We start from the raw sequence: 20,766 nt of genomic DNA, 5'->3' as shown, positions 1-20,766 counted from the left end.
ATTCTCGCGGTTCCGGCGCCGATGCGAATGAGGTCTCGATGAGAGTCCGTGCCCGCTCACCGGAACGCCGGCGCGCGCGGCGGCGGATCGACGGCACCCTTGCGCAGCATCGGCAGCACGCGGGCGGGCACCAGCTCGGACAGCACGATCACGCTGCTGGTGCGGGCCACGGAGCCCGAGCCGCTGATGTGCAGCAGCGTGTCCTTGAGGTCCTCGTGCGAGGTGGCGGCGATCTTGCAGACGATGTCGGCGTCGCCGCTGGTGATGAACGCCTCCAGCACGTTGGGCAGCGACTCGAGCTCCTCGGTGACGTCGGCGATCGAGCCCTGCACGATCTGCAGGGTCACGAAGGCCTGCACGGGGTGGCCGGCGGCGGCGAGGTCGATGTCGGGCGCGTAGCCGGTGATGACGCCGGCCTCCTCCATCTTGCGCAGCCGGGACTGCACGGTCGCTCGGGCGACGCCGAGGAGGCGCGACAGCTCGAGGTCGCCGACACGGGGGTGGGTGTGCATCGCGTCGATCAGGGCGACGTCCAATCGGTCCAACATGACCTGAGCCTAGCAATCTGACCAGTTCGCGGCCGTCCTTCCTGCGCTGAATGACAGGTATGACCACCTCCACGTGAGCCGGTTGCCCACTCGGCACCGTGGGTGTGTCCTGAGTCACATGAGCCTCGACCTCACGGATGCCGAACGCCTCGCCCACCTCGACCTCGAGCAGCTCCAGCAGCTCGTCGGACTCGTCGAGCACGACCCCTCGACCGATCCCTTCCCGGTGACCGGCTGGGACGCGATCGTGTGGAACGTCGGCAACGCGACGCAGTCGGCGCACTTCTTCATGTCGGCCTACCGGATGGACCTCGTGGCCTACTCCGGCCCCGAGACCGGCAACCGCGACCACCACGCGTTCGTGCTGGCCAGCGGCGCGGTCCGCTTCGTCCTGAAGGGCGGCGTCGATCCGCAGAGCCCGGTGCTGGACCACCACCGTCGCCACGGCGACGGGATCGTCGACATCGCCCTCGAGGTGCCCGACGTGGACACGTGCGTCGAGCAGGCGCGGCGGCAGGGCGCGACGATCCTCGAGGAGCCCCACGACGTCAGCGACGAGCACGGCACCGTGCGGATGGCTGCGATCGCCGCGTACGGGGAGACGCGCCACTCGCTGGTCGACCGCAGCCGCTACTCGGGCCCCTACCTGCCCGGCTACGTCGAGCGGACGTCCACGATGAAGCGTCCCGAGGGCGCGCCGAAGCGCATCTTCCAGGCGCTCGACCACGTCGTCGGCAACGTCGAGCTGGGCCACATGGACGAGTGGGTCGACTTCTACAACCGGGTCATGGGCTTCACCAACATGGCCGAGTTCGTCGGCGACGACATCGCCACGGAGTACAGCGCCCTGATGAGCAAGGTGGTCGCCAGCGGCAACCACCGCGTGAAGTTCCCGCTCAACGAGCCCGCGATGGGCAAGAAGAAGTCGCAGATCGACGAGTACCTGGAGTTCTACGGCGGCCCGGGCGCCCAGCACCTGGCGCTGGCCACGAACGACATCCTCGCGACGGTCGACTGGCTGCGTGACGCCGGCGTCCAGTTCCTCGACACGCCCGACTCGTACTACACCGACCCCGCGCTGCGGGAGCGGATCGGCGAGGTCCGCGTGCCCATCGAGGAGCTGCAGCGTCGCGGCATCCTCGTCGACCGCGACGAGGACGGCTACCTGCTGCAGATCTTCACCAAGCCCGTCGGCGACCGGCCCACGGTCTTCTTCGAGCTCATCGAGCGCCACGGGTCGCTGGGCTTCGGCAAGGGCAACTTCCAGGCGCTGTTCGAGGCGATCGAGCGCGAGCAGGCCCGGCGAGGGAACTTCTAGGACGGTCGGACATGGCCCACTACCGCAGCGCGGGGCTGGTCCCGCCGAAGCGCCACACCCAGCACCGGGCGCCCGACGGCTCGCTCTACCGCGAGGAGCTGATGGGGGAGGAGGGCTTCAGCTCGGACTCCTCCCTGCTCTACCACGTGGGCGTGCCCTCGGCGATCGTCGAGGCGCGCACGTGGCAGCTGCCCGACCAGGCGACGACGCCGAACGAGCCCCTGCTCCCGCGGCACCTCAAGCTGCACGACCTGTTCACCGACGCCGAGCGCGACCTCGTGCGCGGCCGGCGGCTCGTGCTGGGCAACGGCGACGTGCGGATCTCGTACGCGGTGGGCGCCGAGGCCTCACCGCTCTACCGCAACGCCACGGGGGACGAGTGCGTCTTCGTCGAGGCCGGCAGCGGCGTGCTCGAGACCGTGTTCGGGCACCTCGCGTTCGGGCCGGGCGACTACCTGCTGGTGCCGCGCGCGACGACGCACCGCTGGGTGCCCGACGGCCCCGTCCGCGCCTACTGCATCGAGGCGAACAGCCACATCGGTCCGCCGAAGCGCTACCTCTCGCGCTACGGCCAGCTGCTGGAGCACGCGCCCTACTGCGAGCGCGACCTGCGTGGACCCGGCCAGCCGGAGGTGCGCGACGAGACCGACGTCGAGGTCTACGTGAAGCACCGTGGCTCGGGCCCGGGCGGGCTCTCGGGGTCGGTGCACGTCGTGCCCCGGCACCCGTTCGACGTCGTCGGGTGGGACGGCTGCCTGTACCCCTACGCGTTCAACGTCGCCGACTTCGAGCCGATCACCGGCCGTGTCCACCAGCCGCCGCCGGTGCACCAGGTGTTCGAGGGGAACAACTTCGTCATCTGCAACTTCGTGCCGCGCAAGGTCGACTACCACCCGCTGGCGATCCCGGTGCCGTACTACCACTCGAACGTCGACTCCGACGAGATCATGTTCTACGTCGACGGCGACTACGAGGCGCGCAAGGGCTCGGGCATCGGCAAGGGCTCGATCTCGGTGCACCCGGGCGGGCACTCGCACGGCCCGCAGCCCTCGGCGATCGAGGCGAGCCTGGGTGCCGAGTCCTTCGACGAGCTGGCCGTCATGGTCGACACGTTCCGACCGCTCGAACTGGGCGAGGGCGGCCGCGCGGTGGACGACGGCGTCTACCACCTGTCGTGGGGGCGCTCGTGACGGCGGCGTTCGACGCGTTCTTCGACGACGCCGCGATCTTCCCGCCGGGCGACGCGCCCGTGGACGTCGCGGTCAAGGACCACCTGGCGCGCGCCGGAGCCGGGGACGGCGTGCACGTGGGACCGCTCGTGTGCGACGTCCCACGCCTGCCAGCGCTTCTCGACGCGGCGGTCCGTCCGGTGCGCGTCTCGGTGGTGGGCACCGCGGAGGAGCTCGCACCGGCGCTCCGCGCGCTGATGGGCACGCCCGTCGAGCCGGTCGCGGCCGAGGTGCGCGGACCGATCCACCTCCTGCCCGACCTGCCGGTGCACCAGATCGCGGTCGAGATGCCCTGGGGAGCGGGGTTCCGTGTTCCTCCGGGGGCGGTGCTGAAGCTGCGCTGCGGGGGCGCGTACGTGCCGACCCCGGAGGAGCTCGGGACCGCGATCGTCCACTGCGTCGAGCACGGCCGGCCGTTCAAGCTGACGGCCGGCCTGCACGCGGCGATCGCGCACGACGGCGCCCACGGCTTCGTCAACGTCATGGCGGCGGTCGTCGCGGCGCATCGTGGCCAGGACCCCGTCCCGCTGCTCACGGCGGCGGCGGACGACCTCGACCTCGAGTCACTGGGCGAGGCGCGCCGGCTGTTCCGCTCGGTGGGCACGTGCAGCATCGACGAGCCGCTCGGCCACCTGCGCGCGCTGGGCCTGCTGCGATGACGGACTTCGGGACGACGACGCTGCCGTACTGCAGCTTCACCGCCGACGATCTCGACGGACCGCGGGTGGGCGTGGGCGTCGGCGAGGGCGTGCTGGACCTGACCGGGCTCGCCCCGGCGCTGCTGCCGGACCTGGCCCCCCTGTTCGCCGCCGGCACCCTCGACGCGCTGCTGGCGACCGACCGCGAGACGTGGTCGGTCGTCCGGACCGCCCTCCTCGAGCACGTCTCGGGCTCCCCGGAGGTGCGCGACGCGTCGGGCGTCGAGCTCCGCCTGCCCTTCACCGTGGCCGACTACGTGGACTTCTACGCCTCGCGCCACCACGCGACGAACGTCGGCCGGATCTTCCGTCCCGACGGCGAGCCGCTGACGCCGAACTGGAACCACCTGCCGATCGGCTACCACGGCCGCGCGGGCACGGTCGTCGTCTCGGGCACGCCCGTCCGGAGGCCCTCGGGCCAGGTGCGGTCCGCGGCCGGCACGATCTCGTTCGGGCCGAGCGCGAGGCTCGACATCGAGGCCGAGGTCGGCTTCGTCGTCGGCACCGGCACGGCCCTGGGCGAGTCGGTGCCGATCGGCCGCGCCGAGGACCACCTGTTCGGCGTCTGCCTCGTCAACGACTGGTCGGCGCGCGACATCCAGGCGTGGGAGTACGTGCCGCTCGGCCCGTTCCTGGGCAAGTCGTTCGCGACGTCGGTCTCTGCGTGGATCGTGCCCTGGGAGGCGCTCGCGGACGCGCGGATCGATCCACCACGGCCCGAGGCGGACCTTCAGGACTACCTGCTGCCGGCGGGACACGGACTGGACCTCGAGCTCGAGGTCGCCGTCAACGGGACGGTCGTGGCGCGACCACCGTTCCGGACGATGGGCTGGACGCCGGCGCAGATGCTGGCGCACCTGACCGTGAACGGCGCGTCGCTGCGCCCGGGCGACCTGTTCGCCTCGGGCACGGTGAGCGGACCCGAGCGCGACCAGGTGGGCTCGCTGCTCGAGCTGACCTGGAACGGGACCGAGCCGCTGCGGCTCGACGACGGCTCCGAGCGCGGCTTCCTGCGCGACGGCGACCGCGTCGTCATCGCTGCGGTGGCCCGCACACACGACGGCCGAACCCTGCCGCTGGGCGAGGTCGAGGGGATCGTGGCCTGACGGCCACGGGGAGGAGCGAGATGTTCGAGGAAGGGCAGTACTTCGCACCCGTCGTCAAGAAGGGCGACGGCAGCGTGTCCGTGGAGCTGGGGGAGGGCCACCCCGGCCTCGACGACCCGGTCTACCGGGAGCGGCGCGACCGCATCGCCACCGCCGCCGCGCAGTGGCAGCCCGGCGATCCGGCGCCGCTCATCGACTACACCGACGAGGAGCACGAGGTGTGGCGCGTGGTCTGCGCGGACCTGCACGCGAAGCACCGCACCTACGCGTGCCGTGAGTACCTGGACGGCAAGGAGGCGTTCGGCCTGCCCGAGGACCACGTGCCGCAGCTGCACGAGCTGTCGGAGGCCCTCGCGCCGCTGACCGGCTTCGCGTACCAGCCCGCGGCCGGCCTGGTGCCGCTGCGCGACTTCTACGGCGCACTGGCCGACAAGAGGTTCTGGGCGACGCAGTACGTGCGGCACCACTCGGTCCCGCTCTACACGCCCGAGCCCGACGTGCTGCACGAGGTCGTGGGCCACGGCAACACGCTCGCCGACCGCCGCTTCACCGACCTCTACGAGGCCGCCGGCGCCGCCGCTCGACGGGTGGAGTCCGACGAGGCGCTCGAGTTCGTCAGCAAGGTCTTCTGGTTCACGCTCGAGTTCGGCGTCGTGCACGAGACCGACGGGCTGAAGGCGTACGGCGCGGGCATCCTGTCGAGCCCCGGCGAGATCGAGGAGTTCCGCCAGATGACGATCCGGCCGCTCGACCTGGCCGACATGGGCACCACCGACTACGACATCACGCACTACCAGGAGGTGCTGTTCGCGGCGTCGTCCTTCGGGCAGGTGCAGGACGTGGTGGGCGGCTTCTGGGACACGTGCACCGACGACTCGATCGCCGCGCTGAGGCTCGCTGCCTGAGAACGCCGGGGCGCCATGTGGCAAAGTGACGCCGTGGCGATCTGGAAGGCGGTCGAGGGAGCTCCCGACACCTCGGTGTCCGAGCCGACGGCCGTGACGATCGGCAACTTCGACGGCGTGCACCGCGGACACCAGGCCCTGCTGGCCGCCACGCGCGCGGTCGCCGGCGAGGTCGCCACCCTCGCCATCACGTTCGACCCGCACCCGGTCGCGATCTTCGCGCCCGACCGCGCGCCGGCCCGGCTGACCACCCTGGAGCGCCGGATCGAGCTGCTGCACGAGCACGGCGCCGACCACGTGCGCGTCCTGGACTTCTCACGGGAGATGGCCGCCTGGTCGCCCGACGAGTTCGTGCGGGCCGTCGTGCTCGACCAGTGCCACGCCCGGGCGGTCGTCGTGGGGGAGGGCTTCCGCTACGGCAGCCGGGCCTCCGGCTCGATCGAGTCGCTCGCGGAGTCCGGGCGCGCCCACGGCTTCACCGCGCAGGAGTCCGCCCTGGCGGGCGACGCCGAGGCCTTCTCGTCCACGCGCGTGCGCGCCGCCGTCGCCGCGGGTGACGTCGAGCAGGCCACGGTGCTGCTGGGCCGCCCGCACGAGGTCGAAGGGGTCGTCGTCGAGGGAGACCGCCGCGGTCGCGAGCTGGGGTTCCCCACGGCCAACGTGCCGGTCGACGACACCTACGCGGTCCCGCCGGACGGCGTCTACGCCACGCGACTGCTGCTGCCCGACGGCACGCGCCTGCCCGGCGCCACCTCGGTCGGCACCAACCCCACCTTCGAGGGGGTCCGCGGACGCCGCGTGGAGACCTACGTGCTCGACCGCGAGGACCTCGACCTCTACGGCTCGCGCGTGCGCGTGGAATTCGTCGCGCGGCTGCGCGAGATGGTGGCGTACACGACGCTCGAGGCGCTCGTGGAGCAGATGCACCGCGACGTCGCGGACGCCCGCGTGGCCCTGCGCTCCTGACCGTGTGGCGATTGGCACCCGTCGTGCCCGCGCTGGTACCCTGATGGTTGCCGTCGAACGGCCACGGACAGAGAGTGCCCCGGTGAACAGGCCCGGGCGCGCCGTGCAACGGACACTCCAAGGAGAAACGTGTCGAAGAAGACCGCTGCCCCCACGGTGGCAAACATGTCGAAGCAGGACATCATCGCCGAGTACGCGACCGCTGAGGGCGACACCGGATCCCCCGAGGTCCAGATCGCGCTGCTCACGGGCCGCATCTCGCACCTGACCGAGCACCTCAAGGAGCACAAGCACGACCACCACAGCCGTCGTGGCCTGCTCCTGCTGGTCGGCCAGCGTCGCCGCCTGCTGAACTACCTGCAGAACAACGACATCGAGCGCTACCGCTCGCTCATCGAGCGTCTCGGTCTGCGCCGCTGAGGACGCGGGCGGTCATCCCTACGGGGATGGCCGCCCGTTCCGCATGCACCACAACTGAAGAAGAACCCACGACGAGGCCGGCGACTGCTCGGTCCTCGGTAGTGGCCCTCGGAGCCTCGGGCGCCGCGGGCCTCGATCGAAGACCGGCACCGGCCCGGGTCCTGTATGCGGACCGCTCCGGCGCAGCCGTCCTCGTCCCGACGAGCAGGGGAGCTCCCCTGCAGAAGGGACACACATGTCCGACATCACCTCCGTGGAGACCGTGATCGACAACGGTCGATTCGGTACCCGCACCATCCGTCTCGAGACGGGTCTGCTGGCCCAGCAGGCCGCCGGCTCGGTCTCGGCGTTCCTCGACGACGACACGATGCTGCTCTCGGCCACCACGGCCGGCAAGCACCCCAAGGACCACTTCGACTTCTTCCCGCTGACGATCGACGTCGAGGAGCGCATGTACGCCGCGGGTCGCATCCCGGGCTCGTTCTTCCGCCGTGAGGGCCGCCCCAGCGAGGACGCGATCCTCACGTGCCGCCTGATCGACCGTCCGCTGCGCCCGACCTTCAAGAAGGGCCTGCGCAACGAGGTCCAGGTCGTCATCACGGTCCTGGCCCTCAACCCCGACACCCCCTACGACGTCCTGGCGATCAACGCCGCCTCGGCGTCCACGCAGATCTCGGGCCTGCCGTTCACCGGTCCCGTCGGCGCCACGCGCGTCGCGCTGATCGACGGCCAGTGGGTCGCGTTCCCGACGCACAGCCAGCTCGAGGAGGCCGTGTTCGACATGGTCGTCGCGGGCCGCATCGCGGGCGACGACGTCGCGATCATGATGGTCGAGGCCGAGTCCACCGAGAACACGTGGGAGCTCGTCCAGTCGGGCGTCCAGGCGCCCACCGAGACGATCGTCGCCGGTGGCCTCGAGGCCGCCAAGGTGGCCATCCGTCAGCTGTGCGAGGCCCAGGTCGAGCTCGCGTCCGCGGCCGCCAAGCCGGTCCAGGACTTCCCGGTCTTCCTCGACTACGAGGACGACGCGTACGAGGCCGTCCGCGAGATCGCGACCGCCGACCTCACCGAGGCCCTGACGATCGTCCGCAAGGCCGACCGCGAGGAGCGCGAGTCCGAGATCAAGGCAAACGTCGTCGAGCAGCTCGGCGAGCGCTTCGAGGGTCGCGAGAAGGAGCTCGGCGCCGCGCTGCGCTCGCTGACCAAGTCCCTCGTGCGCGAGCGCGTCCTGCGCGACAAGGTGCGCATCGACGGCCGCGGTCTGGCCGACATCCGCGCCCTGTCCGCCGAGGTCGGCGTGGTCCCGCGCGTGCACGGCTCGGCGCTGTTCCAGCGTGGCGAGACCCAGATCATGGGCATCACGACGCTGAACATGCTCGACCTGGAGCAGAAGCTCGACACGCTCTCGCCCGAGACGACGCGTCGCTACATGCACAACTACAACTTCCCGCCGTTCTCCACCGGTGAGACCGGACGCGTGGGCTCGCCCAAGCGTCGCGAGATCGGCCACGGCGCGCTCGCCGGCCGGGCCCTGCTGCCCGTCCTGCCCTCGCGCGAGGAGTTCCCGTACGCGATCCGCCAGGTCTCCGAGGCGCTGAGCTCCAACGGCTCCACCTCGATGGGCTCGGTCTGCGCGTCCACCCTGGGGCTGCTGAACGCGGGTGTGCCGCTGCGCGCCCCGGTCGCCGGCATCGCCATGGGCCTGATCTCCGGTGAGGTCGACGGCGAGCAGCAGTTCGTCACGCTGACCGACATCCTCGGAGCCGAGGACGCCTACGGCGACATGGACTTCAAGGTCGCCGGCACGCGTGACTTCGTCACCGCCCTGCAGCTGGACACCAAGCTCGACGGCATCCCCGCCGACGTGCTGGCCGGTGCCCTGCAGCAGGCGCACGACGCGCGGCAGACGATCCTCGACGTCATGGCCGAGGCCATCAGCGAGCCCGACGAGATGAGCCCCTACGCTCCGCGGATCATCACGGTGAAGGTCCCGGTCGACAAGATCGGCGAGGTCATCGGCCCGAAGGGCAAGATGATCAACCAGATCCAGGACGACACCGGAGCGAAGATCTCGATCGACGACGACGGCACCGTCTTCATCGGCGCCGAGGGCGGCGACGCGGCCGAGGCCGCGAAGGCCGCGATCAACGCGATCGCCAACCCGACGATGCCCGAGGTCGGCGAGCGCTACCTCGGCACGGTCGTCAAGACGGTCGACTTCGGCGCGTTCGTCTCGCTGCTGCCGGGCAAGGACGGCCTGCTGCACATCAGCAAGCTGCGTGAGCTCAACGGCGGCCAGCGCGTGAACAACGTCGACGACGTCGTCAAGGTCGGCGACAAGATCCAGGTCCAGATCGCCGAGGTCGGCGACCGCGGCAAGCTGTCGCTGGTCCCGGTCGTGGAGAAGGCCGACGAGCCCGCCGAGGAGGCGCAGGAGTCCACCGACGCCTGATCGTCACGCTCGACCCCGCGAGGCCCCGCACCGAGAGGTGCGGGGCCTCGTCCCGTTCGGTGGAGGAGCGGTGAGCCGTCAACCCTTCCCGGCAGGTCGCGGTGGAACATCAACCCATCCCGGCCCCTTTGGGGTTCACAGGTCACCGCTCACGCGTCACAACCGAGCGGCTTCGCCGCGAGTTTGGGAGCGCTCCCAAAATTCTCTTGACAGCAGCGTGTGACGCGGACCACACTGCATGGGAGCGCTCCCATGACGGGTGGGGGACTGACGGAAGGCACGACGTTGAATCGCACACGACGGATCGCCGCCTCCCTTGCCGCTGTCGTCGCCCTGGGTGGCCTGGCCGCCTGCGGCGGGAGCGACTCGGGCGAGGACGGGGACGACATCACCCTGCGGGTGAACCTGTTCGGCAAGTTCGGCTACACCGAGGCGTACAAGAAGTTCGAAGAGGCCCACCCGGGCGTCAAGATCGTGGAGACGGCCGAGGGCGACCTCGGCAAGTACAACACCAAGCTCACGCAGCAGATCGCCGCCGGCGGCGACGCGGGCGACGTGGTCGCGATCGAGGAGGGCCAGACGGTCGCCTTCCTCGCGGCCACCGACAAGTTCGTGAACCTGCAGGAGAAGGGCGGCAACGACCTCAAGGACCGCTGGCTGCCGTGGGTGTGGGACAAGGCCACGACCGGCGACGGCAAGACCACGATCGGCTACGGGACAGACGTCGGCGGCCTGGCCATGTGCTACCGCCGTGACCTGTTCGAGAAGGCGGGACTGCCCACCGACCGCGAGGAGGTCGGCAAGCTCTGGCCCACGTGGGACGACTTCATCGCCACGGGCAAGAAGTTCCAGTCCGGCATCGGCGACGACAAGGTCGGGTTCATCGACTCCTCGACGAACACCTACAACTCGATCCTCATGCAGCAGGGCGACCACACCTACTTCGACCGCGAGGAGAACCTGGTGTTCGACACCAACCCCGCGGTGAAGACGGCGTGGGACTACGCGGTGGAGATCACCGAGGCCGACCTGTCCGCGCAGCTCAAGGCGTTCAGCGACGAGTGGAACGCGGGCTTCAAGAACGGCTCGTTCGCCACCGTGGCCTGCCCCGCCTGGATGACCGGCTACATCAAGGACCAGTCGGGCGAGGAGAACGCCGGCAAGTGGGACATCGCCACGGTGCCCGGCGGCGGGGGCAACTGGGGCGGCTCGTGGCTCGCGGTGCCCCAGACCAGCAAGCACCAGGAGATGGCGCTCGAGCTGATCGAGTACCTCAGCGACGAGGAGGGCCAGATGCTCGCCTTCGAGGCCGAGGGACGCCTGCCCTCCCTGCCGGCCCTGTACGACCAGCCCGAGCTGAAGGACGCCACCAACGCGTACTTCAACGAGGCGCCCATCGGCCAGCTGTTCGTGGCCGGCGCCGAGCAGCTCGAGCCGGTCTTCCTCGGCACCAAGAACGTCCCCGTCCGCGACGCGGTCGAGAACGCCCTGCGCAGTGTCGAGAACGGAGAGGTCCCGCCCGCCCAGGGCTGGGACGACGCCTCAGCCGCAGCCGAGAAGGCCGCACGCTGACGCACCCCTGACGCGGCCGGTGTCCGCGCGTTCCTCCAAGGCGCGGACACCGGCTGCCCCTGTTCGGACACCGAGATCGGAGAGGATCAGCCATGGCAACCAAGCGACTCGCACGGCAGCAGGGCGCCGGCCTCGCGTTCGTCTCGCCCTACTTCGTCGTCTTCGCGGTGTTCGGCCTGTTCCCGCTCGTCTACACCGCCTGGGTGTCGATGCACGAGTGGACGCTGCTGGCCGGCAAGGTCGAGTTCATCGGCCTGGACAACTACCGCGAGCTGATGGGCGACACCGCCTTCTGGCGGGCCCTGGTCAACACCTTCGGCATCTTCGTGCTCGCCACCGTGCCCCAACTGGTGCTGGCCACGGTGCTGGCCCAGATGCTCAACACGCGGCTGCGGGCGCGCACCTTCTGGCGGATGGGCGTGCTGCTGCCGAACGTGGCCTCGGTCGCCGCCGTCGGCATCATCTTCGGCCTGATCTTCGCCCGCGACTACGGCATCGCCAACTGGTTCCTGGGCCTGTTCGGTGTCGAGAACATCGACTGGCGGGCCCACCGCTGGTCGTCGTGGCTCGCGATCGCGACGATGGTCGACTGGCGCTGGACCGGCTACAACGCGCTGATCCTGCTCGCGGCCCTGCAGTCGGTGCCGAAGGAGCTCTACGAGGCGGCCCGGATCGACGGCGCCTCGGCCTGGCGGCAGTTCTGGTCGGTCACCGTGCCGATGCTGCGGCCCACCCTGATCTTCGTGACGATCATCGCCACGATCGGCGGCATCCAGCTGTTCACCGAGCCCTTGCTGTTCAACTCCGGTGCCAACGCCATCTCCGGCGGCAACCGCGGCCAGTTCCAGACCCTGGCGATGTACCTGGTCCAGCAGGCCTTCACGGGCCAGCGGTTCGGCTACGCGTCCACCATCGCCTGGGTCCTGTTCCTCATCATCGCCGTCGTGGCGGCGATCAACCTGCTGCTCCTGCGGCGCATCCGATCGGCGGACTGACATGAGCCTGAGCACGCGCGCCGGCGCCTCCACCCTGGTCATCCCGCCGGCGGACCGACCGCCCGTGACCTCCCGCGTCACCGGCGCCTCGCCGCTGATGTACGTGGCGCTCGCGTTCGTGGTGCTGCTGTCCGCCGCGCCGCTGTACTTCATGGTCGTCATGGCCTCGCGCGCCAACAGCGACATCCTGGGCATCCCGCCGCCGCTGCTGCCCGGCGACCAGCTGGCGACGAACATCGAGCGGGTCTTCGCCAACGCCGACGTCCAGTTCGCCGAGGCGCTGCTCAACACGCTGCTGGTGGCGACGGTCGCGACGATCTCGGTCGTGGTGACCTCCGCGCTCGCGGGCTTCGCGTTCGCCAAGCTGCGCTTCCGCGGCCGCAACGTCCTGCTCGTGATCGTCGTGGCCACGATGATGGTGCCGGTGCAGCTGGGCCTGATCCCGCTGTACATGCTGATGACGAAGCTCGGCCTCGCCGGCGGGCTGGCCTCGGTCACGCTGCCCTTCCTGGTGAGCGGCTTCGGTGTGTTCTTCATGCGCCAGTACGCCTCGCAGGCGATCCCCGACGAGCTGATCGAGGCCGCGCGCGTCGACGGCGCCTCCACGTTCCGGATCTTCTGGTCGATCGTGTTCCCGGCGCTGCGTCCGGCCGCCGCGGTGCTGGGCCTGCTGACCTTCATGGAGCGCTGGAACGACTTCCTGTGGCCGTACATCTCCCTCGACATCGACCACCCCACGGTGCAGGTCGCGCTCTCGCGCCTGTCCGGCGGGTACTACACCGACCAGGCGCTGGTCATGGCCGGGACGCTCATGGGCACCCTGCCGCTCGTCCTGGTGTTCATCGTGTTCGGCCGCCAGATCGTCGGCGGCATCATGGAAGGCGGACTGAAGTCATGAGCGCTCTGAGCCAGCGGTTCGACCCCGGGTTCGTGTGGGGCGCGGCCACCTCGGCGTACCAGATCGAGGGGGCCGTGAAGGAGGACGGACGCGGTCCGTCGATCTGGGACACGTTCGCCGCGCAGCCCGGTCGCACGTTCGACGGGCACACCGGCGAGGTCGCCGTCGACCACTACCACCGGTGGCCCGAGGACGTCGCACTCGTGCGCGAGCTCGGCCTCGACGCCTACCGCTTCTCGATCTCGTGGTCGCGCGTCCAGCCCGAGGGCAGCGGACGCGTCGAGCCGCGCGGCCTGGCGTTCTACGACCGGCTCGTCGACGGCCTGCTCGAGGCCGGGCTCGAGCCGTGGCCGACCCTGTTCCACTGGGACCTCCCGCAGGCGCTCGAGGACGCCGGCGGCTGGCCCGTGCGCGACACCGCCGAGCGCTTCGCGGACTACGCGCAGATCGTGGCCGACGCGCTGGGCGACCGCGTGCGGAGCTGGACCACCACGAACGAGCCCTGGTGCGCGGCCTTCCTCGGCTACGGCGCCGGGATCCACGCGCCGGGTCGCACCGAGCCCGCCGCGGCGCTCGCCGCGTCGCACCACCTGCACCTGGCGCACGGACTGGCCGTGCCGCGGCTGCGCGAGGGGCGTCCCGAGGCGCGCGTCGGGGTCACGCTGAACCTCTACGCGGTGTCCCCGGCCGACGACACGGGCCGCCACGACGACGCCGCGCGGCGCATCGACGGGCTCATGAACCGCTGGTTCCTCGACCCCGTGCTGCTCGGTCGCTACCCGCAGGACGTGCTGGAGGACGTCGCGGGCGTCGGTGGCACCGAGGCGATCCGTGCCGAGGACCTCGCCGTGATCGCGGCGCCGCTGGACTTCCTCGGCATCAACTACTACTCGCGGCACGTCGTGGCGGCGTCGCCGTGGCCCGGTGCCTCGGAGGTCGACTTCGTGAACCGCGAGTGGCCCAAGACCGCGTCCGGCTGGGACATCGACCCCGCAGGGCTCGGCGAGGTGCTGCGACAGGTGCACCGCGACTACCCGTCGATCCCGATCTACATCACCGAGAACGGCGCGGCCTTCGACGACCTCGAGGTCCGTGACGGCACGATCGACGACCAGGACCGCATCGACTTCGTCGCCGGTCACCTCGAGGCGCTCGCGGACGCGGTCGACGACGGCGTCGACGTCCGGGGATACTTCGCGTGGTCGCTGTTGGACAACTTCGAGTGGGCCGAGGGGTACGCGAAGCGGTTCGGCATCGTCCACGTCGACTTCGACACCCTGGTCCGCACCCCCAAGGCCAGCGCACGCTGGTTCGCCGAGCTCGCGCGGGCGAGCAGCACGAAGGAGAGGGCATGACTGACAGCCGCCAGCCGACGCTGGAGGAAGTGGCCCGGCTCGCCGGGGTCGGGCGCGGCACCGCGTCCCGGGTCGTGAACGGCTCGGAGCACGTGTCGCCCCACACCCGCGACGCCGTGGAGCGCGCCGTCCGCGAGCTCGGCTACGTGCCGAACCAAGCCGCGCGCGCCCTGAAGACCCGACGCACCGACACGGTCGCGCTGGTCATCGCCGAGGACGAGGAGCGCGTGTTCGCCGAGCCGTTCTTCGCCGGCCTGGTGCGAGGCATCTCGCGCTCGGTCGACGAGACCTCGCGGCGCCTCGTGCTCTCGATGGTCCCCGACGAGTCCCACCTCGCACGGCTCGGCCAGTTCCTTACGCCCCAGCACGTCGACGGGGTCATGGTGGTCTCGATGCACGACGCGCTGAGCCTGCCCGAGAGCCCCGACCTGCCGATCGTGCACGTCGGCCGGCCGCGCGACCCGCGTGCGTGCTTCGTCGACGTCGACAACGTCGGCGGTGCGCGTCAGGCCGTGGACCACATCGCCTCGCGCGGGCGGCGCCGCATCGCCACGATCACCGGCCCCCAGGACCTCGCATCGGGCCGCGACCGCCTCGCCGGCTACCGCGAGGCGCTCGAGGCCGCCGGACTGCCGTTCGACGACGAGCTCGTCGAGGCGGGCGACTTCAGCGACGCCAGCGGCGTGAGCGGCGCGGCCGCCCTGGTGGAGCGGCGCCCCGACGTGGACGCGATCTTCGCCGCGAACGACGTCATGGCGCTCGGCGCGCTGCGCGAGCTGGGTCGGCGGGGCCTGCGGGTCCCCGAGGACGTCGCGATCGTCGGCTTCGACGGATCGCCGGCCGCGGCCGCCTCGACGCCGGTGCTGACCACCGTGCACCAGCCGCTCGCCGAGCTCGGTGCGACGGCGGTCGACGTGCTGGCCCGCCGGATCGACGACCCCTCGGCCGAGCCGCGGTCGGTCGTCCTCCCGGCCGTGCTGCAGGCGGGTGAGACCGCATGAGCGCCGTCGTCTTCGACGGGGCCACCCGCGTGTACCCGGGCCAGGAGCGTCCCGCGGTCGACCACATCGACCTCGAGGTCAAGGACGGGGAGTTCCTCGTCCTGGTCGGGCCCTCGGGCTGTGGCAAGTCCACGACCCTGCGCATGCTGGCGGGGCTGGAGGACGTCGACGCGGGCAGCATCCTGATCGGCGACCGCGACGTCACGCGGGTGCCGCCCAAGGAGCGCGACATCGCGATGGTGTTCCAGAACTACGCCCTCTACCCGCACATGACGGTCGCCGAGAACATGGGCTTCGCCCTGCGGATCGCGAAGGTCTCCAAGGCCGACATCCGCAGCCGCGTGGCCGAGGCCGCCGACCTGCTCGGGCTCACCGACTTCCTCGACCGCAAGCCGAAGGCGCTCTCCGGCGGCCAGCGCCAGCGGGTGGCGATGGGGCGCGCGATCGTCCGGTCGCCGCAGGTGTTCCTCATGGACGAGCCCCTGTCGAACCTCGACGCGAAGCTGCGCGTGCAGACCCGCACCCAGGTCGCCGCCCTGCAACGACGACTCGGGACCACCACCGTCTACGTCACCCACGACCAGGTCGAGGCGATGACGATGGGCGACCGCGTCGCGGTGCTCAAGGACGGCGTCCTGCAGCAGGTGGCGGCCCCGCGCGAGCTGTACGACCGTCCGGTGAACCTCTTCGTCGCGGGCTTCATGGGCTCGCCCGCGATGAACCTGCTCGAGCTGCCGATCAGCGACGGGGGAGTGGCCTTCGGCACGACGCACCTCGCGGTGCCGCGGCAGGCGCTGCTCGGCGCCAGCGGCAGCTCGATCGTCGTCGGCGTGCGCCCCGAGAACCTCGCGATCTCGGACCAGGGCCTGCCGATCGTCGTCGACGTCGTCGAGGAGCTGGGCTCGGACGCCTACCTCTACGGGCGTGCCGACGGCGTCAGCACTCCGGTGGTGGCACGCACCGACTGGCGCAACCCTCCGGTGAAGGGCACGCCCTCGCACCTGGCGGTCCTCGACCCCGAGCAGGTCCACCACTTCGACCCCCGAACGGGCCTGCGGATCGGTCGATAGCATCGGGGCCATGACACGCGTGGCGGTGCTGGGTGCGAAGGGCCGGATGGGATCGACGTCGGCGGCGGCGATCGAGGCGGCCGAAGGGCTCGACCTGGTGGCCGGCATCGACGTGGGCGACGACCTCGAGGCCGTCGTCGAGGCGGACGCGGAGGCCGTGCTCGTCTTCACGACGCCCGACGTCGCCTTCGACCAGGCGCGCTGGTGCCTCGAGCGCGGCATCCACGTCGTCATCGGCACCTCGGGCTTCGGGGACGACCAGGTGGCACGGCTGCGCGAGCTCGTCGACGGGCGGTCGGGCGTCGGCGTCATCGTCGTCCCGAACTTCTCGATCGGCGCCGTGCTGATGATGCGCTTCGCGGCGCAGGCGGCGCCCTTCTTCGAGTCGGTCGAGGTCATCGAGATGCACCACCCCGACAAGGTCGACGCGCCGTCGGGCACGGCGGTCCGCACGGCCGAGGTCATCGCGCAGGCGCGACGCGACGCCGGGTCGGACCCGCTGCCCGACGCCACCACCACCGACCCCGACGGGGCCCGCGGCGCCAAGGTCGAGGGCATTCCCGTGCACGCGGTCCGCGCGCGGGGCTTCATCGCCTCGCAGGAGGTCGTGCTGGGCGACCCCGGCGAGATCTTCAGCATCCGCCACGACTCGTCGAGCCGTGAGTCGTTCATGCCCGGCGTGGTCGCCGCGCTCCGCTGGATCCCGTCGCACCCCGGCGTCACGGTGGGGCTCGACGAGGTGCTCGGCCTGGAGTGAGGCCGCTCAGCCGGCGACGAGTCGCACGAGCGCGGTCGCCGCGGCCGCGGCGATGAGCATCGGCAGGAACGGCACCTTGCGCCACAGCAGCACGGCGGCGACGCCGAGACCGACGACGCGGGCGTCCACCACGACCTCGGAGCCCGTGCTGAACCCCTGCACGGCGACCAGTGCCGCGAGCAGCCCCACCGGGATGAATGCCGCCGCGCGCACGGTGAGCGGGTGCTCCAGCACGCGCTCGGGAACCGAGAGGCCCAGCAGCTTCAGCGCGTAACAGCCGACGGCGACGGCCAGCACGCCCCACCAGATCTCAGTCATCGGCGCCTCGCGCGGTGGTGGGGACGAACGTCAGGCCGACGAGCACGGCGACGACGCCGCCGATGATGATCGGGGCGCCCGGAGGGGTGAAGGGCACGAGCCCGAGGGCCACGGCGGCGGCCAGCAGCGCCAGCAGCCGGGCGGCCGTGGAGTCCAGTCGCGGCCACAGCAGGCCCAGGAACGCGGCGGCGACCGCGGCGTCGAGTCCGATGGCGCGTGGGTCGCCGATCCGCTCGCCCGCCACGGCGCCGACGAGGGTCATGAGGTTCCAGACCGCGAAGATCGACAGTCCGGTCCAGTAGAAGCCCAGCCGGGCCTGGCGCGGGTCGTCGCGCACGACCGACATCGCGGTGGACTCGTCGATCACCACGTGGGCCGTGCCCAGCCGTCTCAGGCCCTTGACCCGCAGGATCGGCGCCAGCGTGATGCCGTAGAAGGTGTTGCGCACGCCCAGCAGCACCGCGGTCAGCGCGCCCGTGAGCGGGGCGCCGCCCGCCGCGACCACGCCGAGGAAGGCGAACTGCGACGCGCCCGTGAACGCCAGCAGCGACAGCGCACACGCCTGCAGCACGGACAGGCCGCTCGTGGTGGCGAGCGCGCCGAAGGAGACGCCGTAGAGCCCGACGCCGATCCCCACGCCGAGGGAGTCGGCGACGACCTGCCGGTCGCTGGTCTCGTCGCTCACGTCAGCGTGGTGTGGAGTCGAACCTGCTTGAGTGGGCCGGTGGCGCCGGCGAACTCGCGATGGGCTCCGTCGGCGGCCCACCCGGCGTCGAGCAGCCACGCCCGCAGGGCGTCGTCGGCGGGGGAGACCCACCACACCGCGCGGCTGAAGCCGTCGGCGCGCACGGTGTCGACGCACGCGTGCAGGAGGCGCGAGCCGTGGCCCTGGCCGAGGTGCTCGGCGTCGACGACGAACTCGCCGATCTCGGCGTCGCGCACCTGGTCGGCGTCAGGGTCGTGGCACGGGTGCACCAGGGCGAAGCCGCGCACCGTGGCGCGCTCCAGCGCGACGAGGGTGCGCATGCGCGCGTCACGGGGCGCGGTGATGAGCTGCGCCCACCGCTGCGCCATCTCATCGGTGTCGAGCGCGTCGAGCTCGGCCGGGTCGACGACCTCGCCGTACGCGCGCTCCCAGTGGGCGCGCTGGACCGCCGCGATCCGCGCCGCGTCGTCCGGCCACGCCAGCCGCACGGAGACGTCAGCACTCATCGAGCCACCGCCTTGGACAAGCCACGGTAGGGCGATGGCCCGACTCGACGCATGGAATGGTTCGCTCGCTGGCGCTCGCTCATCGCGAGAACGCCTCTCGCAGTCCGGAGGAGGCGCCGCCCTGCTCGAGGGCCGCGGCGAAGCGGTCGACGTTGCGACGGGTGGGCCAGGTGCCGAAGACGAGGGCGGCGAGCGCCGCGACGACGGTGACGAGCATGACGCCGCCGCCGATCAGTCCGGCGAGACCGAGGACGGCCGAGATGACGAGGGGGATCTCGAGGACGAGGAACGCCCGGGCGATGTGCGAGGACAGCCGGCGCAGCGCGGTGTCGCGCGGATCGGGGTCGTCGGCGGCCAGGGGCGCGGGACGCGACCACGAGCGGGCCACCCAGGCGCCCGCCACGAGGACCAGCGCGAAGAGCGCCAGCGCGACCCACCAGCGGGCCGCGGGCTCGTCACCGCCGCCGAAGACGACGAGCACGAGGGCGGCGAACAGGGCGGTGACACCGAGCTGGAGGGCGACGAATCGCCTCACGTCCGCAGGACTCGGCGCAGTGGGTTCCGGCACGCGGGTCAGTATCTCACGGCGTTCGGACGGAACGTCGGGGCGCGTTGCTAGTCTGCCGACATGCAGGCCTACCTCGATCTCGTCCGCCGGATCCTCGACGAGGGAGTGGCCAAGGGCGACCGCACCGGCACCGGCACCCGCAGCGTCTTCGGGCACCAGATGCGCTTCGACCTCGCCGAGGGCTTCCCGGTCGTCACGACCAAGAAGGTGCACCTCAAGAGCGTCGTCGCCGAGCTCCTGTGGTTCATCGCCGGCGACACCAACACGCAGTACCTGCGCGACAACGGCGTCACGATCTGGGACGAGTGGGCCGACGCCAACGGCGACCTCGGTCCGATCTACGGCTACCAGTGGCGGTCCTGGCCCGCGCCGGACGGCCGCCACCTCGACCAGCTGCAGGCGGTCATCGCCGCGCTGAAGGCCGATCCGAACTCGCGCCGCCACATCGTCAGCGCCTGGAACGTGGCCGACCTCGACGCCATGGCGCTGGCGCCGTGCCACGCGTTCTTCCAGTTCTACGTCGCCGACGGGAAGCTCAGCTGCCAGCTCTACCAGCGGTCTGCCGACGTCTTCCTCGGCGTCCCGTTCAACATCGCCTCCTACGCGCTGCTCACGCAGATGGTCGCCCAGGTCACCGGCCTCGAGGTCGGCGAGTTCATCTGGACCGGTGGCGACTGCCACCTCTACGTCAATCACCTCGACCAGGCGCGCGAGCAGCTCACCCGTGATCCGCTGCCGCTGCCCACGCTGCGGCTCGACCCGTCCGTCACGGACATCGACGACTTCACGCTCGACTCGATCACGATCGAGGGCTACCGGTCGCACCCCGCCATCAAGGCGCCGATCGCGGTCTGACGCATGACGGTCACGGTGGCGGTGGCGGTCGGGGAGAACGGCGTCATCGGGTTCGAGGGCGGCATGCCCTGGCCCCGCACGGGCGACATGCGCCAGTTCAAGGAGCTCACGTGGGGGCACCCGATCGTCATGGGTCGCGCCACGTACGAGTCGATCGGGCGGCCGCTGCCGGGTCGCACCTCGATCGTGCTCACCCGTCGTGCGGGCTGGGACCCGGGCGACCCCGGCGTGATCGTCGCGGGCGACCTCGACACCGCGCTGGCGCGGGCGCGCGAGCTCGACGACCAGGTCTTCCTCATCGGCGGTGCGGCCGTCTTCGGCGAGGCCCTCGAGCGCGACCTGGTCGACTCGATGGTGGTCACGCACGTGCCGCTGAGCCCGCCCGGTGACACGTTCTTCGCGCCGATCGACCCCGACCGCTGGACCGAGGTCGAACGCGAGCGGCACGCCGGGACGCCCGACTACGAGATCGCCACGTACGCCCGTCGCTGACCCCTTGTCGTGAGCCCGTCGCCGTCCGACA

General features: G+C 71.2%; 22 protein-coding genes. 17 read left to right on the top strand and 5 right to left on the bottom strand.

The genetic code is table 11. The features are described from left to right. Window positions 1-56 precede the first annotated feature (56 nt). The gene (locus BJ975_RS09080; RefSeq protein WP_179425088.1) at window positions 57-548 is read right to left on the bottom strand and encodes an Lrp/AsnC family transcriptional regulator; all 492 of its coding nucleotides are present in this window, start codon (window positions 546-548) and stop codon (window positions 57-59) included. Between the two features lie 118 nt (window positions 549-666). On the opposite strand from BJ975_RS09080, the gene hppD reads away from it, so the two are divergent. The 15 genes from hppD (at window position 667) to dapB (ending at window position 17,290) form a co-directional block, all read left to right on the top strand. Further along, the gene (gene hppD, locus BJ975_RS09075; RefSeq protein WP_179425086.1) at window positions 667-1,866 is read left to right on the top strand and encodes a 4-hydroxyphenylpyruvate dioxygenase; all 1,200 of its coding nucleotides are present in this window, start codon (window positions 667-669) and stop codon (window positions 1,864-1,866) included. 11 nt (window positions 1,867-1,877) lie between these two features. After that, window positions 1,878-3,056 carry a homogentisate 1,2-dioxygenase gene (locus BJ975_RS09070; protein ID WP_179425084.1) on the top strand — a complete coding sequence of 393 codons (1,179 nt, stop codon included), beginning with the start codon at window positions 1,878-1,880 and terminating at the stop codon, window positions 3,054-3,056. Next, window positions 3,041-3,754 carry a hypothetical protein gene (locus BJ975_RS09065; protein WP_179425082.1) on the top strand — a complete coding sequence of 238 codons (714 nt, stop codon included), beginning with the start codon at window positions 3,041-3,043 and terminating at the stop codon, window positions 3,752-3,754. The genes BJ975_RS09070 and BJ975_RS09065 overlap by 16 nt, the downstream gene beginning before the upstream one ends. Continuing rightward, window positions 3,751-4,899 carry a fumarylacetoacetase gene (gene fahA, locus BJ975_RS09060; RefSeq protein WP_179425080.1) on the top strand — a complete coding sequence of 383 codons (1,149 nt, stop codon included), beginning with the start codon at window positions 3,751-3,753 and terminating at the stop codon, window positions 4,897-4,899. Before BJ975_RS09065 ends, fahA begins: the two co-directional genes overlap by 4 nt. A gap of 20 nt (window positions 4,900-4,919) precedes the next feature. Beyond that, window positions 4,920-5,804, top strand: a complete 885-nt coding sequence (locus BJ975_RS09055; RefSeq protein ID WP_179425078.1) for a phenylalanine 4-monooxygenase — start codon at window positions 4,920-4,922, stop codon at window positions 5,802-5,804. Between the two features lie 33 nt (window positions 5,805-5,837). Continuing rightward, window positions 5,838-6,770: a bifunctional riboflavin kinase/FAD synthetase gene (locus tag BJ975_RS09050; RefSeq protein WP_317628311.1), complete on the top strand. Its 933-nt coding sequence runs from the start codon at window positions 5,838-5,840 to the stop codon at window positions 6,768-6,770. A 165-nt stretch (window positions 6,771-6,935) separates the two neighbouring features. Beyond that, complete coding sequence (gene rpsO, locus BJ975_RS09045) at window positions 6,936-7,190, top strand: 30S ribosomal protein S15 (protein WP_179425074.1); 255 nt, start codon at window positions 6,936-6,938, stop codon at window positions 7,188-7,190. 235 nt (window positions 7,191-7,425) lie between these two features. Then, a complete protein-coding gene (locus BJ975_RS09040) occupies window positions 7,426-9,642 on the top strand; it encodes a polyribonucleotide nucleotidyltransferase (RefSeq protein ID WP_179425066.1) in 2,217 nt (738 codons plus the stop codon). A gap of 285 nt (window positions 9,643-9,927) precedes the next feature. Further along, window positions 9,928-11,214 carry an ABC transporter substrate-binding protein gene (locus BJ975_RS09035; protein WP_218845803.1) on the top strand — a complete coding sequence of 429 codons (1,287 nt, stop codon included), beginning with the start codon at window positions 9,928-9,930 and terminating at the stop codon, window positions 11,212-11,214. Between the two features lie 92 nt (window positions 11,215-11,306). After that, window positions 11,307-12,209, top strand: coding sequence for a carbohydrate ABC transporter permease (locus BJ975_RS09030; protein ID WP_179425062.1), 903 nt, complete (start codon window positions 11,307-11,309; stop codon window positions 12,207-12,209). 1 nt (window position 12,210) lies between these two features. Further along, a complete protein-coding gene (locus tag BJ975_RS09025) occupies window positions 12,211-13,107 on the top strand; it encodes a carbohydrate ABC transporter permease (protein ID WP_179425060.1) in 897 nt (298 codons plus the stop codon). After that, window positions 13,104-14,462, top strand: coding sequence for a GH1 family beta-glucosidase (locus BJ975_RS09020; RefSeq protein ID WP_179425058.1), 1,359 nt, complete (start codon window positions 13,104-13,106; stop codon window positions 14,460-14,462). The genes BJ975_RS09025 and BJ975_RS09020 overlap by 4 nt, the downstream gene beginning before the upstream one ends. After that, on the top strand, window positions 14,459-15,463 hold the full coding sequence (locus tag BJ975_RS09015) for a LacI family DNA-binding transcriptional regulator (protein WP_179425056.1): 1,005 nt from the start codon (window positions 14,459-14,461) through the stop codon (window positions 15,461-15,463). The genes BJ975_RS09020 and BJ975_RS09015 overlap by 4 nt, the downstream gene beginning before the upstream one ends. After that, window positions 15,460-16,533 carry an ABC transporter ATP-binding protein gene (locus tag BJ975_RS09010; protein ID WP_179425055.1) on the top strand — a complete coding sequence of 358 codons (1,074 nt, stop codon included), beginning with the start codon at window positions 15,460-15,462 and terminating at the stop codon, window positions 16,531-16,533. The genes BJ975_RS09015 and BJ975_RS09010 overlap by 4 nt, the downstream gene beginning before the upstream one ends. Window positions 16,534-16,543: 10 nt before the next feature. Continuing rightward, window positions 16,544-17,290, top strand: a complete 747-nt coding sequence (gene dapB, locus BJ975_RS09005; RefSeq protein WP_179425054.1) for a 4-hydroxy-tetrahydrodipicolinate reductase — start codon at window positions 16,544-16,546, stop codon at window positions 17,288-17,290. A gap of 6 nt (window positions 17,291-17,296) precedes the next feature. Here dapB and BJ975_RS09000 read toward each other — a convergent pair whose 3' ends face one another. From BJ975_RS09000 to BJ975_RS08985, 4 genes are all read right to left on the bottom strand, one after another. Beyond that, window positions 17,297-17,608, bottom strand: a complete 312-nt coding sequence (locus BJ975_RS09000; protein ID WP_179425053.1) for an AzlD domain-containing protein — start codon at window positions 17,606-17,608, stop codon at window positions 17,297-17,299. Further along, entirely contained in the window at window positions 17,601-18,293 is a 693-nt protein-coding gene (locus BJ975_RS08995) for an AzlC family ABC transporter permease (RefSeq protein ID WP_179425052.1), read from the bottom strand. The genes BJ975_RS09000 and BJ975_RS08995 overlap by 8 nt, the downstream gene beginning before the upstream one ends. Continuing rightward, the gene (locus BJ975_RS08990; RefSeq protein WP_179425051.1) at window positions 18,290-18,820 is read right to left on the bottom strand and encodes a GNAT family N-acetyltransferase; all 531 of its coding nucleotides are present in this window, start codon (window positions 18,818-18,820) and stop codon (window positions 18,290-18,292) included. Before BJ975_RS08990 ends, BJ975_RS08995 begins: the two co-directional genes overlap by 4 nt. A gap of 79 nt (window positions 18,821-18,899) precedes the next feature. Further along, window positions 18,900-19,355, bottom strand: coding sequence for a hypothetical protein (locus BJ975_RS08985; RefSeq protein WP_179425050.1), 456 nt, complete (start codon window positions 19,353-19,355; stop codon window positions 18,900-18,902). Window positions 19,356-19,448: 93 nt separating this feature from the next. Between BJ975_RS08985 and BJ975_RS08980 the strand changes: the two genes are divergently transcribed. Together BJ975_RS08980 and BJ975_RS08975 are read left to right on the top strand one after the other, a co-directional pair. Beyond that, window positions 19,449-20,243, top strand: a complete 795-nt coding sequence (locus BJ975_RS08980) for a thymidylate synthase (RefSeq protein ID WP_179425049.1) — start codon at window positions 19,449-19,451, stop codon at window positions 20,241-20,243. A gap of 3 nt (window positions 20,244-20,246) precedes the next feature. After that, window positions 20,247-20,735 (top strand): dihydrofolate reductase, encoded by a 489-nt coding sequence (locus BJ975_RS08975; protein WP_179425048.1) that lies wholly within the window; start codon window positions 20,247-20,249, stop codon window positions 20,733-20,735. The last annotated feature ends 31 nt before the right edge of the window (window positions 20,736-20,766 follow it).

Source organism: Aeromicrobium tamlense, from assembly GCF_013408555.1.
In the GTDB taxonomy this organism is placed as follows: Bacteria; Actinomycetota; Actinomycetes; order Propionibacteriales; family Nocardioidaceae; genus Aeromicrobium; species Aeromicrobium tamlense.
This window is presented reverse-complemented; position numbering and strand designations above follow the sequence as displayed.